Source organism: Caballeronia sp. LjRoot34 (assembly GCF_964253815.1).
In the GTDB taxonomy this organism is placed as follows: Bacteria; Pseudomonadota; Gammaproteobacteria; order Burkholderiales; family Burkholderiaceae; genus Caballeronia.
Map to the genome: position 1 here is coordinate 1,957,806 of NZ_CAXUSB020000002.1, position 24,144 is coordinate 1,981,949.

Annotated in this window: 22 protein-coding genes; 13 read left to right on the forward strand and 9 right to left on the reverse strand. The window is 59.9% G+C overall.

What is annotated here, in order from left to right; genetic code table 11:
* Window positions 1-2: 2 nt before the first annotated feature.
* On the forward strand, window positions 3-674 hold the full coding sequence (locus tag ACSQ36_RS28375; RefSeq protein WP_436184529.1) for an RraA family protein: 672 nt from the start codon (window positions 3-5) through the stop codon (window positions 672-674).
* 1,290 nt (window positions 675-1,964) lie between these two features.
* Window positions 1,965-3,142, forward strand: a protein-coding gene (locus ACSQ36_RS28380; RefSeq protein WP_436182871.1) for an IS3 family transposase whose coding sequence is annotated in 2 segments (ribosomal slippage) — window positions 1,965-2,232 and window positions 2,232-3,142 — 1,179 coding nt in all. Because the reading frame shifts where the segments join, the coding sequence is not laid out codon by codon here.
* A 359-nt stretch (window positions 3,143-3,501) separates the two neighbouring features.
* Here the strand turns inward: ACSQ36_RS28380 and ACSQ36_RS28385 are convergent.
* A complete protein-coding gene (locus ACSQ36_RS28385) occupies window positions 3,502-4,497 on the reverse strand; it encodes a helix-turn-helix domain-containing protein (RefSeq protein ID WP_436184530.1) in 996 nt (331 codons plus the stop codon).
* A 287-nt stretch (window positions 4,498-4,784) separates the two neighbouring features.
* Between ACSQ36_RS28385 and ACSQ36_RS28390 the strand changes: the two genes are divergently transcribed.
* Together ACSQ36_RS28390 and ACSQ36_RS28395 are read left to right on the forward strand one after the other, a co-directional pair.
* Window positions 4,785-5,570 (forward strand): SDR family NAD(P)-dependent oxidoreductase, encoded by a 786-nt coding sequence (locus ACSQ36_RS28390; protein ID WP_436184531.1) that lies wholly within the window; start codon window positions 4,785-4,787, stop codon window positions 5,568-5,570.
* A gap of 56 nt (window positions 5,571-5,626) precedes the next feature.
* Window positions 5,627-7,168 (forward strand): amino acid permease, encoded by a 1,542-nt coding sequence (locus tag ACSQ36_RS28395; RefSeq protein ID WP_436184532.1) that lies wholly within the window; start codon window positions 5,627-5,629, stop codon window positions 7,166-7,168.
* A gap of 50 nt (window positions 7,169-7,218) precedes the next feature.
* Here the strand turns inward: ACSQ36_RS28395 and hisC are convergent, their stop codons facing one another.
* Genes hisC through ACSQ36_RS28410 form a run of 3 tightly spaced genes read right to left on the reverse strand, consistent with a single transcriptional unit; the run spans window position 7,219 to window position 10,750 of the window.
* Window positions 7,219-8,343 carry a histidinol-phosphate transaminase gene (gene hisC, locus ACSQ36_RS28400; protein WP_436184533.1) on the reverse strand — a complete coding sequence of 375 codons (1,125 nt, stop codon included), beginning with the start codon at window positions 8,341-8,343 and terminating at the stop codon, window positions 7,219-7,221.
* A 26-nt stretch (window positions 8,344-8,369) separates the two neighbouring features.
* On the reverse strand, window positions 8,370-9,761 hold the full coding sequence (locus ACSQ36_RS28405) for an FAD-binding oxidoreductase (RefSeq protein ID WP_436184534.1): 1,392 nt from the start codon (window positions 9,759-9,761) through the stop codon (window positions 8,370-8,372).
* Window positions 9,758-10,750, reverse strand: coding sequence for an isopenicillin N synthase family dioxygenase (locus ACSQ36_RS28410; protein WP_436184535.1), 993 nt, complete (start codon window positions 10,748-10,750; stop codon window positions 9,758-9,760). The genes ACSQ36_RS28405 and ACSQ36_RS28410 overlap by 4 nt, the downstream gene beginning before the upstream one ends.
* Before the next feature lie 434 nt (window positions 10,751-11,184).
* Here ACSQ36_RS28410 and ACSQ36_RS28415 point away from each other — a divergent pair, with 434 nt between their 5' ends.
* The 5 genes from ACSQ36_RS28415 to hutC all read left to right on the forward strand — a co-directional run bounded on the left by ACSQ36_RS28415 (window position 11,185) and on the right by hutC (window position 15,146).
* Complete coding sequence (locus ACSQ36_RS28415) at window positions 11,185-12,012, forward strand: transporter substrate-binding domain-containing protein (RefSeq protein WP_436184536.1); 828 nt, start codon at window positions 11,185-11,187, stop codon at window positions 12,010-12,012.
* A 69-nt stretch (window positions 12,013-12,081) separates the two neighbouring features.
* The gene (locus tag ACSQ36_RS28420; RefSeq protein WP_436184537.1) at window positions 12,082-12,732 is read left to right on the forward strand and encodes an amino acid ABC transporter permease; all 651 of its coding nucleotides are present in this window, start codon (window positions 12,082-12,084) and stop codon (window positions 12,730-12,732) included.
* A 4-nt stretch (window positions 12,733-12,736) separates the two neighbouring features.
* Window positions 12,737-13,405: an amino acid ABC transporter permease gene (locus ACSQ36_RS28425; protein ID WP_089161660.1), complete on the forward strand. Its 669-nt coding sequence runs from the start codon at window positions 12,737-12,739 to the stop codon at window positions 13,403-13,405.
* Between the two features lie 36 nt (window positions 13,406-13,441).
* Window positions 13,442-14,329, forward strand: a complete 888-nt coding sequence (locus ACSQ36_RS28430) for an amino acid ABC transporter ATP-binding protein (protein WP_436184538.1) — start codon at window positions 13,442-13,444, stop codon at window positions 14,327-14,329.
* Between the two features lie 55 nt (window positions 14,330-14,384).
* Window positions 14,385-15,146 carry a histidine utilization repressor gene (hutC, locus tag ACSQ36_RS28435; RefSeq protein ID WP_436184539.1) on the forward strand — a complete coding sequence of 254 codons (762 nt, stop codon included), beginning with the start codon at window positions 14,385-14,387 and terminating at the stop codon, window positions 15,144-15,146.
* Between the two features lie 36 nt (window positions 15,147-15,182).
* Here hutC and hutH read toward each other — a convergent pair whose 3' ends face one another.
* The 3 genes from hutH to ACSQ36_RS28450 all read right to left on the reverse strand — a co-directional run bounded on the left by hutH (window position 15,183) and on the right by ACSQ36_RS28450 (window position 18,605).
* Window positions 15,183-16,712 carry a histidine ammonia-lyase gene (gene hutH, locus ACSQ36_RS28440; protein ID WP_436184540.1) on the reverse strand — a complete coding sequence of 510 codons (1,530 nt, stop codon included), beginning with the start codon at window positions 16,710-16,712 and terminating at the stop codon, window positions 15,183-15,185.
* A gap of 340 nt (window positions 16,713-17,052) precedes the next feature.
* On the reverse strand, window positions 17,053-17,691 hold the full coding sequence (locus ACSQ36_RS28445; RefSeq protein WP_436184541.1) for a LysE family translocator: 639 nt from the start codon (window positions 17,689-17,691) through the stop codon (window positions 17,053-17,055).
* A gap of 218 nt (window positions 17,692-17,909) precedes the next feature.
* Window positions 17,910-18,605 (reverse strand): helix-turn-helix transcriptional regulator, encoded by a 696-nt coding sequence (locus ACSQ36_RS28450; RefSeq protein ID WP_213765663.1) that lies wholly within the window; start codon window positions 18,603-18,605, stop codon window positions 17,910-17,912.
* 89 nt (window positions 18,606-18,694) lie between these two features.
* Here ACSQ36_RS28450 and ACSQ36_RS28455 point away from each other — a divergent pair, with 89 nt between their 5' ends.
* Complete coding sequence (locus ACSQ36_RS28455; RefSeq protein ID WP_436184542.1) at window positions 18,695-18,859, forward strand: hypothetical protein; 165 nt, start codon at window positions 18,695-18,697, stop codon at window positions 18,857-18,859.
* Window positions 18,856-18,981 (forward strand): DUF1330 domain-containing protein, encoded by a 126-nt coding sequence (locus ACSQ36_RS28460; protein WP_436184543.1) that lies wholly within the window; start codon window positions 18,856-18,858, stop codon window positions 18,979-18,981. Before ACSQ36_RS28455 ends, ACSQ36_RS28460 begins: the two co-directional genes overlap by 4 nt.
* Here the strand turns inward: ACSQ36_RS28460 and ACSQ36_RS28465 are convergent, their stop codons facing one another.
* The gene (locus ACSQ36_RS28465) at window positions 18,982-19,209 is read right to left on the reverse strand and encodes a hypothetical protein (protein ID WP_436184544.1); all 228 of its coding nucleotides are present in this window, start codon (window positions 19,207-19,209) and stop codon (window positions 18,982-18,984) included. It abuts the gene before it with no gap.
* 343 nt (window positions 19,210-19,552) lie between these two features.
* Here ACSQ36_RS28465 and ACSQ36_RS28470 point away from each other — a divergent pair, with 343 nt between their 5' ends.
* The gene (locus tag ACSQ36_RS28470; RefSeq protein WP_436184545.1) at window positions 19,553-21,040 is read left to right on the forward strand and encodes a SulP family inorganic anion transporter; all 1,488 of its coding nucleotides are present in this window, start codon (window positions 19,553-19,555) and stop codon (window positions 21,038-21,040) included.
* A 264-nt stretch (window positions 21,041-21,304) separates the two neighbouring features.
* Complete coding sequence (locus ACSQ36_RS28475) at window positions 21,305-22,984, forward strand: ABC-F family ATP-binding cassette domain-containing protein (protein ID WP_436184546.1); 1,680 nt, start codon at window positions 21,305-21,307, stop codon at window positions 22,982-22,984.
* Window positions 22,985-23,074: 90 nt separating this feature from the next.
* Here ACSQ36_RS28475 and ACSQ36_RS28480 read toward each other — a convergent pair whose 3' ends face one another.
* Window positions 23,075-24,139, reverse strand: coding sequence for a serine hydrolase domain-containing protein (locus ACSQ36_RS28480; RefSeq protein WP_436184547.1), 1,065 nt, complete (start codon window positions 24,137-24,139; stop codon window positions 23,075-23,077).
* Window positions 24,140-24,144 lie beyond the last annotated feature (5 nt).

Consider the following 24,144-nt stretch of genomic DNA (forward strand, 5'->3'; position numbering starts at 1 on the left):
TCGTGACCAATCCACCCGGATGGCGCCGTAACGAGTCGGCCACGCAAGCCAGCCCCGAGATACTGGAGACACTGCGCGGCCTTGCTGTCTCGCTACTCAGTGACAACATGGCGCGTGTCAGCGGGACGGTCGGGCTCGTGCCGTATCACCGTGCCAGGCCCATGGCCGGGACGGCGGTGACCGTGCGCACCCGTCCCGGCGACAACCTCGCCATTCATCGCGCATTCGATTTTTGCCGGCCCGGCGACGTGCTGGTGATCGACGGCGGCGGGGATATTACGCAAGCGCTAATGGGTGAAATCATGGCGACCTATGCCGAAAGCCTCGGCGTGCAGGGTCTGGTAATCGACGGCGCAATCCGCGATGTGGGCGCCATTCGCCAACACGACTTCCCGGTCTATGCGCGTGCCGCGACACATCGTGGCCCATATAAGAACGGTCCTGGCGAGGTCAATGTGACGGTCACTGTCGGCGGCATGGTGGTGCAGCCCGGCGACATCATCGTAGGCGATGAAGACGGTGTCCTTGCGATAGCACCCGGGGACGTGGCGGCGGTCATCGAAGGGGCGAAGCGGCAGGCGAACAAGGAAGCGGCTGCGTTACGTTCCATCGCCGAGGGTCATTTCGATCGCGAGTGGATCGGTCCGCAGGAGACGAAGATGATGGGGGGCTAGTGTCGGGGTGGTCGGTTCTGGGGTTAGGGGTCAGGGGTCAGGGGTCAGGGGTCAGGGGTCAGGGGTCAGGGGTCAGGGGTCAGGGGTCAGGGGTCAGGGGTCAGGGGTCAGGGGTCAGGGGTCAGGGGTCAGGGGTCAGGGGTCAGGGGTCAGGGGTCAGGGGTCAGGGGTCAGGGGTCAGGGGTCAGGGGTCAGGGGTCAGGGGTCAGGGGTCAGGGGTCAGGGGTCAGGGGTCAGGGGTCAGGGGTCAGGGGTCAGGGGTCAGGGGTCAGGGGTCAGGGGTCAGGGGTCAGGGGTCAGGGGTCAGGGGTCAGGGGTCAGGGGTCAGGGGTCAGGGGTCAGGGGTCAGGGGTCAGGGGTCAGGGGTCAGGGGTCAGGGGTCAGGGGTCAGGGGTCAGGGGTCAGGGGTCAGGGGTCAGGGGTCAGGGGTCAGGGGTCAGGGGTCAGGGGTCAGGGGTCAGGGGTCAGGGGTCAGGGGTCAATGCCGGGTTGGTGCTTTCGGCGTTAGTGGTCGGGGTCAGTGCCAGGTTGCTGCTTTCAGTGTTAGTGGTCGGGGTCAGTGCCGGGTTGCTGCTTTCAGTGTTAGCGGTCGGGGTCAGTGCCGGGTTGCTGCTTTCAGTGTTAGTGGTCGGGGTCAGTGCCGGGTTGCTGCTTTCAGTGTTAGTGGTGTGCGTGAGTCGGATTTTCTCTTTATCACTATTAGCCACTGTGCGTGGCGGCACGTCATTTCTTTGTCCAAAGCGACAAAGAAACGAAGCAAAGAAAACGCTTTAACCGCTCTACCCTAAGTGTCCACAGCGTGCAGTTTTCATTCATAGGTGCCCCAAAAGCACGGTGCTCGCCAGAACCACCGATGTGTGAGACCCTCCTTCTCGCGAATCCTGACACGAACACGCTTCGCCCCGTACGCTCTCGGGCAAGCACAATTGCTATGGAACCCGCACGGCCTTACGCGTTTTTTGGGGGTGGCCGCTTGGTCGGCTCGCTTTTTTCGTGGTCACAGCTTGATCCACAGCAGCTCGACGTGACGCGTATTTACTGCCTCAATCTTTGATGAGTTGGCTACGCGGCCTACACCGTTATTTTCGTCAGTTACGGCCTTACATACTTTGGGGCTTTATTACTTGGTAGGTTGGCGGCGTGGTTCGAGACGCGTACACATTTGGAGGTTGGTCGTCCGCGGATAGCGCGGGGTGCCCCTTGGGCAGGTTCAATCACTGTGTGGTGGTCTAATTTCCTCGGACAAGTCGATAGGAGGACAATCCTGAAATCGATGAGGAATTGAGCTAGATGACAAGAAGGCGCCGACAATTTGACGCCAGCTTCAAGCTGGAAGTGGTGAGGATGATACGAGACCAAGGGCTATCGCTGAGCGAGGTTTGCCGGTCGATGGAACTTGGTGAGACAGCTGTGCGTCGCTGGGTGGCGCAGTACGATGCCGAGTCCAGCGGAGGGGCCGGTGTGGGCAAGCCACTGACGGCCGAGCAGCAGCGTATTCGCCAGCTTGAGATGGAGAACCGGCAACTGCGCGAGGACAATACGCTGCTAAAAAAAGCATCGGCCTTCTTTGCACGGGAACTGAGGTGAGTTACCGCGTGGTAGCCCACTTGCAACAGGAGGCCGTATCGGTCAGTGACGCCTGTCGGGTTTTGCAGGTGAGCCGCTCTGGCTACTACGCGCACCGGCGTGCCAGGCCGAGCGTAAAGCGTCTGCAAGAACAGACTCACGTCAAGGCGGTATTCGCCGCCAGCGGCGCGAGCTACGGCAGCCGGCGCGTGATGCATGCGCTGCGTGAGCAAGGGCTACGTATCGGGCGCCATCGGGTGCGTACGCTGATGCGCGAAGCGAGCCTGCGCACGAGCTGGAAGCGCAAGTTCGTGTCGACCACCGACAGCAGACATACGTTACCTGTGGCCGCGAATGTGCTCGACCGTCAGTTTGACGTGGCCGAGCCCAATCGCGCGTGGGTTTCGGATATCACATATATCCGTACGGCCCAAGGCTGGCTGTATCTGGCGGTCGTGCTGGACCTGTACTCACGCAAGGTGGTTGGCTGGTCCATGGCGCCCACTATGCCAGCCGGGCTAGTGATATCGGCCTTGAACATGGCGCTGCAGCAGCGCTGCCCAGCACCGGGACTGGTACTGCATTCCGACCGGGGTAGCCAATACGCGAGTGATGAATACCAAGCCTTACTTAAGCAGCATCATGTGATTTGCAGTATGAGCCGCAAGGGAAATTGCTGGGACAATTCAGTGATGGAGAGATTCTTCCTGAACCTGAAGATGGAGCGTGTTTGGCAGCGCCGATACGCCAACCACGAAGAGGCACGGCGCGATATCAACCAGTACATCGTCAGTTTCTACAATGCCGTGCGCTTGCACTCGACTTTGGGTTATCTGTCGCCCGCTGCCTATGAGGCAAAACTGACAGTAAAAGAACCTATCGGTCTGTCCGAAATAACTTGACCACTACACTGGTGGCGAAGCGTGTGGGTATCGGTGTTCGGAGAAGGAGGGGTTCACACATCCGTGGCTCTGGCGAGCACCGTGCTTTTGGGGCACCTATGAATAGAAACTGCACGCTGTGGACACTTAGGGTAGCGTGGTTGAAAGCGTTTTCTTTGCTTCGTTTCTTTGTCGCTTTGGACAAAGAAATGACGTGCCGCCACGCACAGTGGCTAATAGTGATAAAGAGAATATCCGACTCTCGCAGACCACTAACACTGAAAGCAGCAACCCGGCACTGACCCCGACCGCTAACCCCGGAACCGACCAACCCAGCATCAACCCCCGACCACTAGCCCCAGAACCGACCAACCCCAACATCAACCCCGCCCCCCAACATCGCCCCGCCCCACCCCGCCCCGCAACCTCCTCAACGTCTCCGACGGCAACTCACCAAACTGCTCACGATAATCATTCGAGAAATGGCCGAAGTGCCAGAAGCCCCAACGAGTTGCCGCGTCAGTGACCGACCCGGCACGCAGCAAGTCCTTCCGAACGCGATCAAGCCTGACAGCACGCAGATACGACGCCGGATTGGTACCAAGAATTTCATCGAATGCATACTGAACCGTGCGCCGGCTGACACCCAGCCGCAAACACAAGTCAGCAACCGACAACGGACAATCCGCCGACGCCTCCACCAGTTCGCGCACGGCGCCAACCAGCTTCCAGTTGCGCAACGGTCCCGTACGCATGTCGACTTCGCCAACATCGAGCAGCAAATCAGATAGCCCCACAATCACCGACCGTTCGAAACTCGCGCACACGCTCGCGTCGGCGAGTGACGAAGGTGAGGACGTGACCGTGTCCAGCAGACCCGCCAGCGTGCTCCTGAACGCCTGCAACCGGACGGGATCGGCATTGAGCACCCCCGGTTGATTGCCAAGCGCTTGCTGGACGTGGTCCATGGCAAGCCGAAGCAGCGGGTCGGACAGCTCCAGCGGCGCGATCTCCAGATTCACGACCACATGTTTGTCGGGCGATAAAAACTCGAATCCTCCAGGCCCGGAGAAAACATGCAGCCCGTCAAGATGACTCACCTGACCGCATAACAACGCGTGGCCTTCGAGCTGGAACGGAATGCCCACGGCGATCCGCGAAACATCCACGCAACCGCGCTGGTACACCGTCCGGTTCATGCGTTCGACGAGAATACGCACCGCGCCCGCATGCACGGAACTGACCGAGCCGTCGAAAGCGCCCCGCGAGATCTGGCAGTAAGTCTGGTTCCAGCTTTCAAGCAGCCGGGCCTGCTCGTCAATGCTCCGGCAGCAATGGATATCGACGGCCGGACGCACCGGTTGGACCGCTTGCATAAAATCTCCTTGGCGGACGGTACGCGTCAAAAAAGTGTAAACGACCAAAAAACCATCAAAATTCCTTGCCCGTCATTCTGACCATTCTGGCCCACGCCGAGCGCCACGGTAAGCGCCGCGCGCGTGCGCGCCCATCGCTGAAAACCCTGCCCGGAGCGCCTTTGAGTCTCGGCACGATACCGTTTGCGATTTTTTCGCGGTCCATCCCGCTCCATTGCCAATTTCGGATAGTGCGTAAATTGTGTCGAGCCTAGCCTAAATAAAGGATAAACAACGAGAGGTCAGGAATGGGCAAATCCGAGTCTGTTGGCGGAAAACTCGCAGGCAAGATCGCAATCGTATCGGGCGGCGCCACCGGCTGCGGCGGCGCGGCCTCCGTGCTGTTCGCCAAGGAGGGCGCGCAGGTCGCGGTCGTCGATATCAACGCGGACGCCGGCACGCAGGTCGTGGCGCAAATTCGCGAGAACGGCGGCGTGGCGGAGTTCTTCAAGGCGGATGTCGCGAAGACCGATCAGGTAGAAACCGCCGTAGCGCGGATCGCCGAGCGCTTCGGCACGATCGATGTGCTGTTCAATCACGCGGGCAGCATCGTCGTCAAACCGTTCCTCGATACCACCGACGAAGACTACCAGTGGCTCATGGACGTCAACGTCAAGAGCATGTTCACGATGACCCGCGCAGTACTGCCGCATATGCTTGAGGCGGGCGGCGGCTCGATTGTCTGCACGGCATCGATCTCGTCGACAGCAGCCACGCCGCTCGAAGTGCTTTATTGCACGACCAAGGGCGCGTGCGCGATGTTCGCGCGGGCGATTGCCGTGGAGTATCGCGAGCGTGGAATTCGTTGCAATGCGGTGTGCCCAGGGTTCATCGATACCCCGCACGGGCAGCGTGAAATTGCCGCGCTCGCGCAATACGGTTTCGATGCAAGCGAAGCGGCGCTCTCGCTTCAGCAGGGCCGTCTTTGCGCGCCCGAGGAAGTGGCCAAGGCGGCGCTCTTTCTCGCCAGCGACGACGCCAGTTTCATCAACGGTGCGCATCTCTACGTCGATAACTGCTTTACCGCCGCGTGAGTTAGCGGCTCCATCCAACGTCTACCCAGCAGCCTCAGCCATAAGGATCGACCATCATGGACATCAATACGGCAGTTCCGCCACCCGCGAGCGCGGATAGCGACGTTTCATTGCTGCACAAAATGGGGTATGCGCAGGAACTCTCCCGCCGCATGGGTGCGTTCTCGAACTTCGCCGTATCGTTCTCGCTTATCTGCATCCTGTCTGGCGGGATCACCTCGTTCCAGCTTGGACTCAGCGCGGCCGGCGGTGCCTCGATCGGACTGGGCTGGCCGCTCGGCTCCGTCTTCGCGCTGGTCGTTGCGGCCGCGATGGCGCAGATCGCCTCGTCTTATCCGACGGCCGGCGGCCTGTATCACTGGAGCTCGATCCTGGGCGGCAAGACCTGGGGCTGGCTCACCGCCTGGTTCAATTTGCTGGGCCTCGTGTTCGTGGTTGCCGCCATTAACTTCGGTACGTGGGACCCGTTCTTTCGCACCCTCATCGCGCCGATGTTCGGCGTCAAGCCCGAGTCGCTCGGCTGGTGGCATCAGACCATATTTCTGACGTTGATCACCGCGTCGCAGGCTTTCCTGAATCACCGTGGTATCCGGATCGCCAGCAAGATCACCGATGTGTCGGGCTACCTGATCTTTGTCGTCACGGTGATCCTGGTTGCGTCGCTGGTGATCTATTCACCGGTCAAGGTGGACTTTTCGCGGCTCGTGACCTTCAAGAATTTCACCGGCGTGGATGGCGGACAATGGCCCGCGCAAACCATGGCAATGGCCTTCCTCTCGGGGCTGCTGCTGACCGCCTATACGATCACCGGTTTCGATGCGTCCGCGCACACGTCCGAGGAAACTCACGATGCCGCGCGCAACGTGCCGCGTGGGATCGTCAAGTCGGTGCTGTGGTCGACCTTGTTCGGATATGTGCTGGTCTGCTCGTTCGTGCTCGTAATGCCGGACATTGGCGCGGCGATCAAGCAGGGCACCGGATTCTTTGAAGCGATCCTCGCGCCGATTCCGGGACCGCTGCGGATCGTGATCGAGTTGCTGCTGTTTTTTATTAACTACGTGTGCGGACTGGCCGCGGTGACATCGACATCGCGAATGATGTTTGCGTTCGCACGTGACGGTGGCCTGCCTGGGTCGAAGTTCCTGCGCAAGGTCAATGCACACCGGACGCCGGGTACTGCGATCTGGGTGTCGGCAGTGCTCGCCATTGTCATCACTTTATACGGCGATGCCTTCTCGGTGTTGAGCGCAGGCAGCGCGGTGTTTCTGTTCATCTCCTACGCCATGCCGGTCGCGGCAGGGATCTTCGCCGAAGGCAAGACGTGGACCGAGAAAGGCCCCTTCCAGTTGGGAATGTGGTCGAAGCCGTTTGCTGTTGCAGCGGTTATCGGTGCGTTGATTCTTGCTTACGTGGGCATACAACCGCCGAATGAAAAAGTGATTTATGTGATTGTCGGCTTGCTCGCGGTGCTGATGCTGATCTGGTACGGCGCAGGTGTGCGCAAGAGTTTTGCCGGGCCGCCAGTAGGCAATCTGTCAAAGGAACGGCGGGAGAAGATTGTCGGGCTTGAAGCGCAGCTGGAAGAGAACGTGGAGTAAGTTTTCGCTCGCGCCGGTGAACGGATTAACGTTCCACCGGCGCGAAGCCATCACATCGTCCGGCGCCTTTCGAACGACCTGATAAACAAAGCGTTATCCGCAGCGTTCCCAACGCTGACTCGCATGCAGTTTTCATAACCCGGTTCGCGCCAGGGCTTCACAATTACCCCATCCTCCAGCATCTTTCCAGCAAGCTCGGCGGCATCTTCACCGCAATCAAAGAACAGGAAATTCGCGCGTGAACGTGCCGGATTTACACCCAGCCCGACCAACGCAGCGCTCATCCAGTCACGACCGGCGCGGGCATCAGCAACACTGGCCGCAACATGCGCCTGATCGCCAAACGCCACGGCTGCCGCCTGCTGTGCAATCTGGTTGATATTGAATGGCGTACGCACGCGGTTCATCAGTCCGGCGAGTTCAGGCGCCGACGCCACGCCGTATCCCACCCGCAACCCCGCCAATCCATAAGCCTTCGAAAAAGTGCGCAGTAACAGCCACGGCAAACCTGACTCACGCAGCACAGCGAGACTGTCCGGGTAACCGTCTTCGTCGGAGGCGTATTCGAAATAGGCCTCGTCCCACAGCACCAGCGTCTCCGGCGACACCGCGCTCAATAACCGACGCATTTCAGCAGTATCCATCGCGCAGCCGACCGGATTACTAGGATTACTAATAATCAACATGCGCGTGCGCGGCAAAATGGCAGCGATCAGCGCATCGACATCGAATTCGAAATCCGCACGCATCGGTACTGTGATCACCTTCGCGCCAACACTCTGCGGATAGATGATGTGCAAGCCAAACGACGGGATCACGGTGATCACTTCGTCACCGGGCGCGAGGAACGTGTGGGCTGCAATGGCGAGCAAATCCTCGGAGCCGTTGCCGAACAACAAGTGCTCCGGATCGACCGCGAGCCGCTCGGCAATCAGCGTACGCAACGCGCTGCACGAAGGATCGGGATAAAGCGCGAGCGTGCTGACCGTAGTGAACTCGGCAAGATGCGCAAGCACAGCCGCGCTCGCGCCACGTGGATTTTCATTGCTGCCGAGCTTGGCGACATGCGAGACGCCATAACGCTCACGCACGAATTCCGCCGATAACCCCGCGTTGTAAGCAGGCAGGCCGCGCACTTCAGCACGCAGGTTTTCTATAAAAGCGGTCACGCTCATTGAGTTCCTTGTTCGTTTCGAGCGTTTTAATCGCCCGCGGCAGGCAGCACCTTGCCGGGATTGAGGATGCCGTGCGGATCGAGAGCATGCTTGATCGCCTGCATGCAAGCGAGTTCGGCGGGACTGCGCGAGTAGCCCAGGAACGGCCGCTTGAGCACACCAATGCCGTGTTCCGCCGATATGGACCCGCTATAGTCGCGAACCATGCCGTACAGCGCGTGGTCGACCTCTTCCACCGTCACGCCAGGAATCGAACGGGCATCGAGCGTGACATGCAGGTTCGAGTCGCCGATGTGACCGAAATACAAACCGTAGTGCGTCGGCCAGCGCGCAGTAAAGTCCTTGCGGCAGGCATCGACGAAATGACCGATCTCGCCTATGGGCAGGCTTACATCGAAATTGATCGGCTCGATCTGCACCGGCAACTCGGCCGTCGCCTCGCGAATCGCCCACAACGCCTGAGTCTCCGCCTGCGACTGTGCGACAACCGCATCCATCACGACGCCCGCCTCAAGCTGCGCATTGAGTGCCGCTGCGAACCGCTCGCCGTGATCGTCGGAGAACCCGGCCTGTTCGATCAATGCGTAAAGCGGATACGCCTGACCAAGCGGCGATTGCCGGGAGCGTGTCAGCGCGACACCAAAATCATAGAATTCCGGCCACATGATTTCAAACGCGCCGATTTCATCGCCGAAGGTGGCTTGCAGTGAGCGCAGCAACGCAACTGCGCCGTCGTAATCTTTCAGTGCGCACAGCGCCGTATTGCGAGCGGCGCGGCGTGGTTTCAAACGTAATACTGCACGCGTGATCACTCCGAGCGTTCCCTCCGAACCGATGAACAGATTGCGCAGGTCATAGCCCGTATTGTTCTTGACCATCTTGTTCATTGAACTGAGTACGCTGCCGTCGGCCAGCACGGTTTCAAGTCCGAGCACCTGGTCGCGGGCCGTGCCGGACTGCAGCACGCGCACGCCGCCCGCGTTCGTAGCGAGGTTGCCACCGATCTGACACGAGCCGCGCGCGCCGAGGTCGAGCGCAAATTCAAAACCCGCTTCCTGCGCGGCGTCCTGCACGGCTTGCAATGTGGTACCGGCAAGCACCGTCATGGTCGCCGCCGCACGATCAACCTCTTCGATACCCACCAGCCGTTCGAGCGACAGGCAGATATCGCCGCCGGAAGGAATAGCGCCGCCCGCCAGTCCAGTCATGCCGCCCTGCGGTACGACGCTCTGACGCGCTTCGTTGCACAGGCGCAGGACGGTGGCGACTTCGTCGGTCGAACGCGGCAGCACGACCGCTAGCGGCGGCACCGGTGAGCGGCCACTCCAGTCGCCGAGATAGCGTGGTTCGATGGCATCGCCGAACCGCACGGACCCGGCGCCGAGTGCATCAATCAGCGTTTGTACTATTGCTTTCATCGTTTGCCCAGTCCTTCGCGCGCTTCTTTCTGCTTCTTTCTATAACCCATGGAATCGTTGATCCGCCCCAGGATGTAATCGCCCGCAGCCACCGGCTCATACAGCGGCTGCACGCCCTCAAGACCAAGATCGCGCGGGTCCACGCTTGCGCCATAAGTCGGATCGTAGAAGGTCGCGATCGAATATCGCTCCTGTCCGGAGCGATTGATTACGCGATGCAGCGTCGAACGAAAGCGATCGTTCGACCAGCGCGCAAGCAGGTCGCCGACGTTCACCACCAGCGTTCCCGGAATGGGCGGCGCGTCAATCCAGCTATCGGTTGCAAGCTCCTTCACCTGCAAGCCGCCCACGTTGTCCTGCCACAGCAACGTGATGCACCCGTAGTCCGTATGCGGCGCCACACCGAACTGATCCGCGTCCGACTTGGGCGCTTGCGGCGGGTAATAGACCATCTGCGTGCGCTGCATGCGCTTCGTGTATTTACTCACAAAAAACATTTCGTCGATATCCAGGCTCACCGCGACCGCGCGCAACAAATCTGCGCCGCACGCACCGATCGCTTCGTAGTACGCATAAAGTGCCGGTTGCAGCGAAGGCATGAAGTCAGGCCAATTGTTCGGGCCACGCAGCGCTTCACCGGCAAGCACACTCGGATCGTCCTCCGGCAACTCCAGGCCGATGCTGAAAAACTCCTTGTAGTCAGGTTTGGTGGCCTGATACATGACTGCGTCTCCAAGCGCGTTAAAGCCGCGATGCCGATGATTCACCGCGGCGCGCCGCTTCACTTCCGGCGGATACGCAAAGAATTCGCGCGCCGCTTTCACCGCGCCTTCGAGCACATCGGTCGGCACGCCGTGATTGCTGACGTAGAAGAAACCGATGCTCCTGCATGCGTCGCGGATCGCGGCGGCGGCGTCGCGCAATCCGGCGGGATCCAACGCACGAACGGCCGCCAGATCGACGACGGGGATGTGAGAAGTCGAGGTCATCCAGGTTGCTCCGAAGTTTCATCGCCGTCTATACCGTGCAGGCCTCCGCACGTTGCGACGGGCATCACGTCAAACCAGCGCAAGATGCGCCGCCAACCCAAAAACCGTGCTACCGCGCGCCATCATGCAATGTCTGCGCGCGACCCGTCATGACCGGCGCCGCGCTGCCCCGACCAAGCCGCAAGCGTCTGCGGATAAGCCATGAGCGCCTGCCCGAAAGCAGATCAAGTGTCTGTATATACCGCCAATTAGCCAAATGCAACCCGGCGTTTTCGCGGAGTCCGTAAGCCTTGAAATGGTGCGGTGAGAAGTATTTTTGACGCGCTTGGCAATGCCAATTGACGGTATATACTGACTCGCACTACATGCAGGCCGACGCACCGGTTCGCACCTTTGCCCAAGCCGGGTGCACTTTTAATCAGGGGAGTTCAACAATGAATTTTTTCTCGAAGTGGAAGGGTCGTCTGCTCGTGGCCGCACTGGTCGCGACAGCGGTTTCGGCGCACGCGGAAGACCAGTTGGCGAAGGTCAAGAAGGCCGGCGAACTGGTGGTCGGAACCGAAATGCAGTTCGCACCATTCGACTTCCTGGAAAACGGTCAGCAACAAGGCTTTAATAAGGACTTCTTCGCCGAGTTGTCGAAGGAACTGGGTGTGAAAGTACGCTCCATCGACCTGCCGTGGCCAAGCGTGCTGCCTGGCCTCGAAGCCGGCAAGTTCGATATTGTCAGCGGCCCGGTGACGATCACCAAGGCGCGCATGGAGCGTTATGAGTTCACCCTGCCGATTGCCGACGGCACGGTTGCGTTGCTCAAACGCGCGAACGACACCAGCATCAAGACAAACGCCGACGTCGCCGGCAAAGCAGTCGGCGGCGGCAAGGGTTCGGCGCAGCTCGATCAGTTGAAGCAGTACGTCGCCACACTGCCGGGCAAGACGAGCGTGCGTGAATACATCGACAACAACCAGGCCTATGCGGACCTCGCTGCCGGCCGGATTGTCGCCGTGGGCAATTCGTTGCCGAACATCGCTTATGTGGCGCGTCAGCGTCCGGACACCTTCGCGGTCGTGCAACCGCCGTTCGGCACGAAGGTGTATTTCGCTTATCTCGGCCGCAAGGACGCGGACAGCAAGCCGCTTCTCGACGCGATCAATCAGGCGATCGTCAAGATGCACGGCGATGGCCGTCTCGCTGCTTTGCAGAAGAAGTGGTTCGGCGTAGTCATGGACACGCCCACCACCATGCCTTCGCCTAATTATTGAATTGCTGAATCAGCAATCCATTGATGCCCTGCAAGGCGCTTTAGCGCCTTGCTCCTTGCCGGACAGCCCATGTTCAGCCTTCACGCGTTGCTCGATGCCCTTCCCTATCTGATCAAGGCCGCGCAAGCCACGGTCCTGATTTCGCTCGTCGGGCTCGTGGTCGGCTTCATTGTCGCTATCGCCGTGTGCAGCGCCCGGCTCTCGAAGAACCGCTTCGTCTCGAAGCTGGGCGGCGCGTATGTCGGCTTTTTCCGCGGCGTGCCGCTGCTCGTGCAGCTTCTGCTGACCTACTATTTCCTGCCCTTCATCGGCATCAACGTGCCGCCGCTCGTGGCCGCCGCTGCCGCCGTGTCGCTATGCGAAGCCGCTTATCTCGCCGAGATCCTGCGGGGCGGATTCATCGGCATTCCGCATGGGCAACTCGAAGCGGCGCAGTTGCTCGGTTTATCGCGGCTGCATGCCGTGCTGCGTATCCAGGTGCCTCAGGCGCTGCGCACGACAATGCCCTCGCTCGTCAATGAGATGGTCATGCTGGTGAAATCGTCGTCGCTGATTTCAGTCGTAGGTGTCGCCGATATCACGCGCACCGCGCAGAATATTGCCGCCAGCACGTACCGGCCGCTGGAGGCGTATGTTGCCGCCGGGCTGGTGTACCTGGTCATCAACGGGACGTTGTCGCTGGCCGGACATCGCGCAGAACGCCGCATGGAACGGGCATAAGCACATGGCCATTCAATTCGATCCCACGGTCCTGACCGACTCCCTTCCCGCCCTCGCCGAAGGGTTCGCGACAACCATCGCCGTGTGGATTGGCGGCGTGCTGATCGGCATGGCGATCGGTTTCGCCATCGCCTTGCTGCAGATCTTCTGCGGCAAATGGGTGCGCGGATTCTTGCGTGCTTACATAGAGGTGTTCCGGGGAACGCCGTTTCTCGTGCAGCTTTTCGTGCTGTATTACGGCGGGCCTTCGCTTGGACTTTCCCTTGAACCGCTGACGGCCGGTATTGTCGGACTCGGACTCTATGGCAGCGCGTATTTCGCGGAAGCGTTCCGCTCCGGCTTTACGTCGGTGCCGCGCGGTCACATAGAAGCCGCTGAATGCCTGGGTTTTACGCGGCTGCAAGTCATCATGCGCGTACAGTTGCCGCAGATGCTGGTCATCATCGTGCCGGCGCTGACCAACCTGATCATTGTGCTGAGCAAGGAAACCGCGGTGCTGTCGGTCGTCACCGTGCCGGAGCTGACGTTCGTGCTGACCGGTATCGGTTCGGAACGGTTTGCGTTCGTCGAGACCTTGCTCGCACTGTGCGTGTGTTATCTCGTGCTCGTGGAAGTGGCGTCGCGAGCCGGACAGTGGGTCGAGATCCGCGTAGGCCGCTTCCTCACGCGGTGAACGCGCGTTGGCCCCCATCAAACTGAGCGCTGAATCATGAAGAACCCGAATTCTGGCAACACGCTACCGCCCGCCGAATATCTTGTCGATGCGCGGCATGTCGGCAAGCATTTCGGCGCGCTGAAAGTGCTCGATGACGTCTCGCTTGCCGTGCGCAAGTCGGAGGTGACCTGCATCATCGGACCATCGGGTTCGGGGAAAAGCACCCTGCTGCGTTCGCTTGCGTTCCTCGAGGAATACAGCGAAGGCGAGATCTATATCGAAGGCGAATTGATCGGTTATGTCACCGATCGCAATGGCCAGCGCGTGCGGGCGCCGCAAGCCGAGATCAACCGCGTGCGGCGCAACGTGGGCATGGTGTTCCAGCAGTTCAACCTATGGCCTCATATGACGGCCGTTGAAAACGTGGCCGAGGCGCTGGTGCGCGTACGCAAGCTGCCCAAGGCCGAGGCTCGCAAGCGGGCGCTGGCCATGCTCGACAAGGTCGGTCTCGCCGACCGCGCGGACAATCATCCGGCGCGGCTCTCCGGCGGGCAGCAGCAACGTGTGGCGATTGCCCGCGCGCTGGCAATGGAGCCGCACATCATGCTTTTCGACGAACCCACCTCCGCACTCGATCCCGAACTGGTCGGCGAAGTGCTGCAAGTGATGAAGAACCTCGCGAACGACGGTATGACGATGGTGATCGTCACGCATGAAATGGGCTTCGCCGCGCAGGTCGCCGATACCGTCGTCTTCATCGATCATGGCAAAATCGAGGCGCAAGGATCGCCCGAGGACGTGTTTCACAACGCGCAACAGCCGAGGCTTAAGCAGTTTCTGCAGAACTATCTCGACCGGAACGCGTTCTGGACGCGACGTGAAGAACCATCGGCGAGTGCGGTTCACGTGAGTACCGAACCAGCGGGATATAACGAAAACTGAGCGAAACCTGAGCGAAAACTGAGCCATATAAAACTGAGCCATACCTGAGCGAGACATGAATACAACCAGCCTTTCGAATCCGGCATCCGCCACCGCACCGCTCGCGCGCTACGAGCGTGTGAAGGAACATATCCGCACGCGCATCCTCTCCGGCGAATGGCGGCCCGGTGACCGGATTCCGTCGGAGATGACGCTGGTCGGCGAGCTGGGCGTGTCGCGCATGACGATCAACCGCGCGTTGCGCGAACTCACGGAGCAAGGCGTGCTGACGCGCTTCTCAGGCGTGGGGACGTTTATAGCGGAAGAAAAGCCGCAGTCGACGCTGCTGATGATCGCGCACATAGGCGATGAAATTCGCGCTCGCGGACACGAGTACGGTTATACGATCGTGCACGCCGCACGCGAGGCGGCCGCCAGTGATGTATCGGCGGCACTCGGACTCGCGCCGGGCGCGTCGGTATTTCATGTGGTGTGCGTGCATCGCGAGAACGGCGTGCCGGTTCAACTTGAAGATCGGTACGTGAACCCCGACGTCGCGCCGCTTTTTCTCGAACAGGATTTCGCAACGGTGCGGCCCTCGGAGTATCTGTTCAATACCGTGCCGGCGCACGAGGTCGAGCACGTGGTTGACGCGGTACTGCCCTCACGCGCAGATGCGAAACTGCTTGAGATCGGTCCGGACCAGCCGTGCCTCACACTCGTGCGGCGGACCTGGGCGAACAACGTAGCGGTGACGTTCGCGCGCTTCGTGCATCCGGGCACGCGGTATCGGCTGGGGTGCAGGTTCAGCGCCGACAACATGCAGCGGCAGAGTTGATCGCCGCTGCCGTCGCACGCGCTTAAGCTTTTAAGTTCAAGCCACCCCTTCCGATGCAAAATGCAGTGGGCAGAATGCGGCAATCGTTCCGCTCGTTACCTGCTTCGCCACGGCCACTATGTCCGGTGCAAAGTAGTGATCGAGCGCATAATGTTCGATCTCCGAACGAATCGATTTCATGACCGGTTGTAGGCGCGGACTCGTTTGATGCGGCGCGCGCAGATCCACGCCTTGCGCCGCCGCGAGCAACTCGATAGCGAGAATATGCGCGACGTTCTCCGCAATATATCCAAGCTTGCGGGCGGCAAACGTCGCCATGGAGACGTGATCTTCCTGATTCGCCGATGTCGGCAATGAGTCAACCGATGCCGGATGCGCGTAGGTCTTGTTCTCCGACGCCAGCGCCGCAGCAGTCACATGCGCGATCATAAAGCCCGAATTCACGCCGCCATCGCGCACGAGAAATGGTGGCAAACCGGAGAGCGTCGCATCGATCAGCAACGCGATCCGGCGCTCCGCTAATGCACCGATTTCCGCAGCGGCAATGGCGAGGTTATCGGCGGCGAACGCAACGGGTTCCGCGTGGAAATTTCCTCCTGACAGCACTTCGCCGGTGTCCGGGAAGATCAGCGGATTGTCCGATACAGCATTCGCTTCGATCAACAATACATCGGCTGCATGACGCAACTGGTCGAGGCACGCGCCCATGACTTGAGGCTGGCAACGCAGGCTGTACGGGTCCTGTACCTTGTCGCAATCCGCATGCGAGATGTTGATACCGGAGCCTTCGAGCAACACACGATACGCCGCCGCCGCATCGATCTGTCCGGCGTGACCGCGCAGTGAATGAATGCGTGCATCGAAGGGTTTCACCGAACCTTCAGCGGCATCGACCGCTAACGCGCCCGACACCAGCCCCGTGCGGTACAGGTCTTCGATCGCGAACATGTTGTACAACGCGAGCGCCGTGGAAGCCTGCGTGCCGTTAAGCAACGCGAGCCCTTCCTTAGCCTGCAGAATGAGCGGTTCAAGACCGGCGGCTTTCAGTCCATCGAGTGCAGGAGCCTGCCTGCCCTCGATAAACACCTCGCCAATACCCAGCAACACGCCAGACATATGCGCGAGCGGTGCGAGGTCGCCCGATGCGCCGACAGAACCTTTTACGGGAATAACCGGCAGGATATCCGCATTGAATAACGTGATCATGGCGTCCATCACAACACGCCTGATCCCCGAGTGACCGCGTCCAAGGCTCGACAGTTTGAGCGCCATCAGCAGGCGAACGACAGGCGGCGCCATTGGTTCACCCACACCTACGGCATGCGACAACACGAGATTGCGTTGCAGCAGTTCAAGCTGATCGGCGGGAATGTGGGTGTTCGCCAACCGCCCGAAACCCGTGTTGATCCCGTAGGCCGGCAGACCCTTCGCAGCGATGTCTTCCACCGCTTTCGCGCATGCGTCGATGGCAGCGTGACTTGCCGGATCCAGTGTCAGCTGGACGCGTTCCCGCGCGATGCGGCGAAGTTGGGGCAGTGTCAGTTTGCCGGGGGTGAGCTTGATCATCGGTCGTCCTTTTGGCTTTGGCTTTCGTCTTGTCTATACAAGAGAATAGCCTCGAGTCTAGGACAACAAAATCGGTATATACAAGCGTTTTTTTAGGGTCCGGATGAGAGAAGATGTTTTTCGCAGCAGGCGGCGGTATTGCTGGATAAAGGTGAAATCCTGCGGAGAATCCAGCTTACAGGTCAATTATATTAGTGTTACCCCTGATTTTTTGGTGACGCTTGGCAGCAATGGACCGGTAATAAACCACAGCCGTCGATCTGTCTATACCGCCGAGCCAACTTAGCTCAGGTCTCGCTGATATCGCTATTCGTCTCGAGCGGCTGTTGCTGCATAGCGGTCAGATGCCCGCTTTATGCGCAGTGAAAATCAATCGGAGGCCTAGCGCGGTAATTGCGCCCGCAGCAAAACGATCGATCCATTTCTTGGCGCGCAGGTAAAGCTCGCGCGGACGGCGGCTGGAGAAACACAAGGCGACGACGGTGTACCACCCTGCTTCTATAGCAAAGATCATGGGAGGCAGGATGAGATAACACCAGAGCGGCGGATGTTGCGGCAACAGGGCTGCGAAGATACTGCCGTACCAGATCGCGGTCTTCGGGTTGCTGAGTTGCGTAGTGAGACCGATCCAGAATGATTTACGCGGATCATGGTTCTGCATGCAACGCCCATCGTCCACGACCAACGGACTGGACGCCCCACGCCAGATCTTCGAGGCGATATAGATCAGGTAGAGTCCCCCGGCAACCTTCAAGCCGACATACAGCCATTCAACCGCCGACAGGAGCGTATAAAGCCCGGCGAGTGCAATGCCGCTGAAGAAAACGCCGCCCACGCCCATGCCGAGTGCGGTCGCCAGTCCGTCCGTGCGAGATAAGCCGATCGCGTTGCGCGCGACCAGCACGAAGCTCGGACCCGGGCTCATTGCGCCCATTAATAGCGCGGCAAGTATGGCGGCAACGGCGGCTAAGGCGGTCATCGGTGTTCTCCTGGAGGTAGGGTTATGGAATGCGTTTTCCAGAAAAATAACACGCGTGAACCGGCTCCGCATTTGCAAATTAAGAGGATTGTTAAACACCGGTCATAACTTGCATATACGGTGCGCAAAGCGCAGATTGAGCGGTGCGGGCGATCATCGCGAGGGATAGGTAGTCGAAGGTCTGCACAATGACCACGCTTAAGCGAATTACAGCGTGACTACCAAGGCGTCGACTTCGCCAGATGCGTCCGGTACCGGCTCAACAGCACCGCCCTTGCCCCTGGATACTGCTCGCCGGTTTCATCGGCTGACGTGATCCTGTCCGTGCGAAAACTACGGAAATCCTGGCGCTTTTCGCACCATGCGCCAAGAATTCGGACATTGTCGAGGAAGCCCAGCGCGACGGGCCAGACGATACGATCCGATGGCTCTCCCTGCCCATCCAGATAAGCAATCCGCAGTTTGCACTGGCCACGAATGGCCGCGCGCAGGCGAGTGAGCGGCACGGCATTGACGGGAAAGTCCGGCACCGGAGGACCGGACAAAACAGTCGGGGCGCGCATTGCATCCTTGCCCGACGCGTTCAATACGGCATCAATCTTGGCCAGCGCCTGAGCGGCGGCCTTACGCAAAACATCATCGCCGCGCTGGTCCACATACCGCAGGCCCAGCACCACGGCGTCGATCTCGTCTTCGCTCAACATCAGCGGCGGCAGGAACAACCCCGGTCTGAGCACGTACCCTATGCCGGCTTCGCCATGTATCGGCGCGCCCTGTTCAATCAGCGTCGCGATATCGCGATACAGCGTGCGCTCGGACACGGCCAGGTCCGACGCGAGTTCGGACGCAGTCACCGGCACACGCTTCGCGCGAAGCCTCTCCAGCAAGGTCAATAAACGTGCGGTTCGGGACACCCTGTCTCCTGACAGTATCTGACAGGAGCTAAACGTACCATGACTTCACCCGGCCATCCCGCGCCGCCAACGATTTCCCCTGGGACCCTATGCCCGCCTACGTCATTTTCATCCGCGAGAAAACACGCGACGCCGATCAGTTGGTGCGTTACAAAGAAAAAGCGCAAGCCGTCTTCGCGAATCATCCCGTGACATTCGCGCTTACAACGGCCGTCATCAAGTGCTCGAAGGTCCAGACGCGGAAGGCGTTTTGATCCTCGAATTCCCCTCATTCGATGCCGCCCGCGCGTGGTACCAGGACCCGGTGTACCAGGATGCGTCGATGCACCGGTTCGTGGGTTCGGATTATCGATGCATCCTGGTCGAAGGCATGTGATCACCGTGCCGGGACTGCGTTGAACGTCACCTGCCTGACCGCGCTAGATTGCAGATTCCATTTGGCGACTATTGCCGCATAGGTCCCGTTCGCGATCAATTTATTCAGCGCGCCAGGCACGGCATCGCGTAACGTCGGATTCGACTTCGCAAACGCGATGCCTTCGGGCGACGTCGCTGTCGCTAACGGACATGCAGACTCGGAGTCCATCCACATTTTTGATGACATTCACGCGATCGCGTGGACTACGGTAAACTTAATGGATGGTCCGCGCGAGAATTCGCCCATACAGGTCTACATCGACTTCTTTTCTAACACGTACCCATGTAGCTTTCCGAGAACCTCCTGACCGTTCATAACGGCTTCCCACTTGGGGGTTCCCGGGCACAGGTGCGCTCGCTTGTTCGATATTCGAACAACACGCTTTATCTTTCGACTTTTACCGACGCTACGCCTTTGACGCGTGGCGCTGTCATTCGCACTTTGAGCCCGAGGGCTTCCAGCGCCACATTCAGCACTTCGCGCCGTTCACAGGCGCAGTGTATTTTTTATCTGACTGCGAACACAATTGATGAAGATTCAATCACTCCGAGCGCAGTGGACATCGAACCTCCCGGGTAACGTGCTTGCGGGCCTCACCTCGTCGTTTGCCCTCGTCCCCGAATGCATTGCCTTTGCGTTGGTCGCGCAAGTGAATCCTCTTATGGGGCTTTACGGCGCTTTCATCATTTGTACACTGACCGCCATCTTTGGTGGCCGCCCTGGAATGATCTCGGGCGCCGCTGGCTCGATGGCCGTCGTTATCGTCGCGCTTGTCGTAGAGCACGGCGTCCAATACCTCCTAGCCACCGTCGTCCTGAGCGGCGCGCTGATGATGCTTTTCGGGCTATTGCGTCTGGGCAAGCTGATTCGAATGGTGCCGCATCCGGTGATGATCGGATTTGTGAACGGCTTGGCCATTATCATCGCCATGGCGCAACTGGAGCATTTCAAGCGCGCGACTCCTCAAGGTCAGGTATGGCTGCAAGGGACATCGTTGGTGGTCATGTGTGCGTTGGTTGCACTGACGATGTTGATCGTCTATCTCCTACCCCGAATCACCAGGGCCGTACCGCCGGCTCTGGTCGCCATCGTAAGCGTCGGGTTGCTCAGTCAGATCATGCATTTGCCCACGCGGACATTAGGCGACATGGCCCATATTGCAGGCGCCGTCCCGAGCTTTCATCTGCCGCAAATACCGGTCGACTTCGAGACTTTTCGGATTGTCTTTCCCTACGCGCTGCTCATGGCGATAGTGGGTTTGCTGGAAACGCTGCTCACTTTCAATCTCACCGATGAGATCACCGAGACCAGTGGACGGCCAAATCGCGAGTGCCTCGCGCTCGGCGTTTCAAATGTTGTTTCGGGCCTGTTCGGCGGCATGGGCGGTTGCGCGATGATCGGTCAAACCATGATCAACCTGAGTTCGGGAGGACGCAGCCGCCTGTCAGGAGCGACGAGCGGCATCATGATCCTTCTGTTCATCCTCTTCTTATCCCCGCTCATCGAACGGATCCCCTTGGCCGCACTGGTCGGGGTGATGTTCGTTGTCGCACAACAGACCTTTGCATGGGGATCACTTCGGGTACTGGGTAAAGTTCCCCGCAACGATGCGCTGGTGATCATCGCCGTGACGGTCATTACCGTTTTCACCGACCTGGCAATTGCCGTATTGTGCGGCATCGTCATAGCAGCATTGAACTTCGCCTGGCAGCATGCACGCGAAATACGCGCCGAGCTGAAAAACAGCAATGATGGTGCGCGGACATATGTCTTGCACGGCACATTGTTCTTCGCGTCTACCGCAAATTTCCAGGACCTTTTCCATCCCCAAACCGATGCGGAAGAAGTCATAGTTGATTGCCAGCATTTGCACGTGGCTGATCACTCTGCAATAGTTGCTTTCGAAACGCTGAAGGACCGCTATCAAAAGGCAGGAAGGCGTTTGCGATTCGCGAACCTGTCGACGCGCAATCAACATATTCTCGAACGTGCGGGTGTTTCCCTTATCAACGTCTGACGCCGATCGAATCGCAAACTGTGCGGCCGATGAACGGCGACCGACTCCGCTCAATCAGGGGCAGACCGGGTTCGGCCAGCAGCCGTCACGCACCGTCTGTTCGCTGGCCCCGCAGCCGGAATGCCCGGTGCGCCAGTACCCGCCTCGCTTTGTGGCCGGTGTGCGCCGCAAAGCGCAAGCGGCTCTTCACTCGTGCGGCCAGAAAAGAGACAGCCCTGTACGTCGGGTCGGCTATCATGCGTATCCTCTTCGAAGTAGCTCCTTATGATTTCCGTCCGTAATGTCACGCTGCGCCGCGGCGTCAATGTCGTACTCGACAGCGCATCCGTCACCTTCACCCCCGGCGAAAAGATTGGCCTTGTCGGCCGCAATGGCGCCGGCAAGTCGTCCTTCTTCGGCCTTCTCAACGGCACGCTGCACGAAGATGGCGGCGAGTTCTCGATTCCCGCTGCATGGAAGATGGGCCAGGTCGCGCAGGACATGCCGGAGACCGAGCAGAGCGCGACCGATTTCGTAGTCGACGGTGACACGGTGCTGCTGGCCGCGCAGGCCGAAGTAGCGGCCGCTGAGGCCGGCGACGATGGCATGCGCATGGCGCACGCCTACATGGAGCTGCACGACGCTGGTGCACACGACGCCCCCGCACGCGCCGAAGCGCTGATCCAGGGCCTTGGCTTCAGTGCTGAGCAGCTTAGCCAGCCGGTCAACAGTTTCTCCGGCGGCTGGCGCATGCGACTGCAACTGGCGCGCGCGCTCATGTGCCCATCCGACTTGCTGCTGCTCGACGAACCGACCAATCACCTCGACCTCGACGCGCTGGTCTGGCTGGAAGCGTGGCTCAAGCGCTATCAGGGAACCATGGTCGTGATCAGCCACGATCGCGAATTCCTCGACGCGGTGACGCAGGTCACGGTGCACGTCGACAACGCCAAGCTTGTGCGTTACGGCGGCAACTACAGCAAGTTCGAAGACATGCGCGCTGAGCAGATGCTGTTGCAGCAGGCATCGATGGCCAAGCAGGCGGACAAGATCGCCCACCTGCAGAAATTCATCGACCGATTCAAGGCCACGGCCTCGAAAGCGAAGCAGGCGCAGAGCCGGGTCAAGGCACTCGAGCGCATGGAGAGAATCGCACCGGTGCTTGCCGACGCAGACTTTACCTTCGAGTTCAAGGAACCGCTCAACGTCCCGAACCCGCTGTTGTCGATGCTGGACGCGAGCTTCGGCTACCCCGCGCCGGACGACGCACCCACAGGCACGCCGCCCACGGTCATCGTGCGGGGCATCAACCGATCCGTGCTGGCCGGGCAGCGCATCGGCATTCTCGGTGCCAACGGTCAAGGCAAGTCCACGCTGGTGAAGACGATCGCGCACGAGCTGGCGCCAATTGCCGGCGAAATCAGCGAAGGCAAGGGTCTGAACATCGGCTACTTCGCCCAGCAGGAACTCGACGTGCTGCGTCCTCTCGACACGCCGTTGGAACACATGATCCGCCTTGCCAAGGACACGCCGGCGAACATGCGTGGTCCCGGCCAGAGTGGCACCGAACAATCGCTTCGCACCTTCCTCGGCACCTTCAATTTCAGTGGTGACATGGTCCATCAGAAGGTCGGCACGATGAGCGGCGGCGAAAAGGCGCGGCTCGTGTTGTGCATGATCGTGTGGCAGCGTCCCAACCTGCTGCTGCTCGACGAGCCGACCAACCACCTCGACCTGGCCACACGCGAAGCGCTAGGCATGGCACTCAACGAATTCGAAGGCACGGTGTTGCTGGTCAGTCACGACCGGTCCCTGCTGCGCGCGGTATGTGACGAGTTCTGGCTCGTCACCAAGGGTGGCGTCGAGCCCTTCGACGGCGATCTGGACGATTACCAGCAGTTCCTGCGCGACGAAGCCCGTCGCATGCGCGAGCAGGCTGTTGGGGAGCAGAAGGTCATCGCCTGAGTTATGCCCCCGGCAGGTCCAGTTATTAAGTGAGCGCGGCAAGCCGGACCGCATCGCCACGTTCGCCCGTGGCTCACTCACCTCTCGCGCTCACCGCCCCACTGCCCCATCCACCGCCTTCAACACCAGCCCGAAAAACTCATCGGCGTGAGCGGAATTCAGCCAGCGGACCACCACCGCCATCTTTCGCTCTGGTTCAATCCATGTGAACGAACTACCCGCGCCAATTGCAAAGTAGCTCGACGCCGGCACGCTCGGAAACACGCGGCGTTCGTGATTGAGCCAGACCAGATAACCGTAATACGGCGCTAGCGCACAAGGCGTTTTCATGCGCGCGAGCCATTCACTCGAGATGATCCGGTGCCCGTCGACTATCCCGTCATCGACAAAAAGACGCGCCACCTTGATCTGATCATTCGCGCTGATCGACAGTCCGCCGCCCCAGTGCGTTCCGCCCGGAACTGACTGCATGCGTTGCCCGTTGAGTTCAATCCAGGCATTGTCATATCCCACCCATTGCCAGTCTTCACTCGCGCCAAGCGGCTGCATGATCGCCTCGCGGAACACCTCGGGCAACGGCCGGCCGAACAAGTGCAGCAGCGCCAGTGAGAACTGGTTGATGCGGACGTCGTTGTATTCCCAGTACGTTCCAGGTGCCTGCACCCGCCGAAGATCGCCCTTCTTGCCATCGGGCGCGCGTCCGAACGTGACCGCGCGAAAATGGTCCGCCTGATCCGTCAGTCCAAAATACTCGCCTCGCCATTCACTGGTCTGCTGAAGCAGATGCGCCCAAGTGATGCGGGCATTGTGCTCATCATCGAAACCGATACCCGGTACGCGTCTATGCACCGGCTCGCTCACATCCGGCAGCAAGCCGCGATCAAACGCCACGCCCGCCAGCAAGGCCAGATAAGTCTTGGCGATGCTGAACGTCAGGTCGGCGCGATCAGGTTCGCCCCAAGTTGTGAGCACTTTGCCATCGATGGAAATCGCGCCGGAAACAGGACCGCGATCGTGCACGGGACCCAGCAGCCGGTTCCACGGCGGCGGGTCGTTCACATGCACGCCCCAGGCGCCATCCACATTGCGGTCCCACAGGCTTTCATGATCTATCGAGAACTGTACGGCTTGCTGCAAATCCTTCATGTCGGTCATGTCCA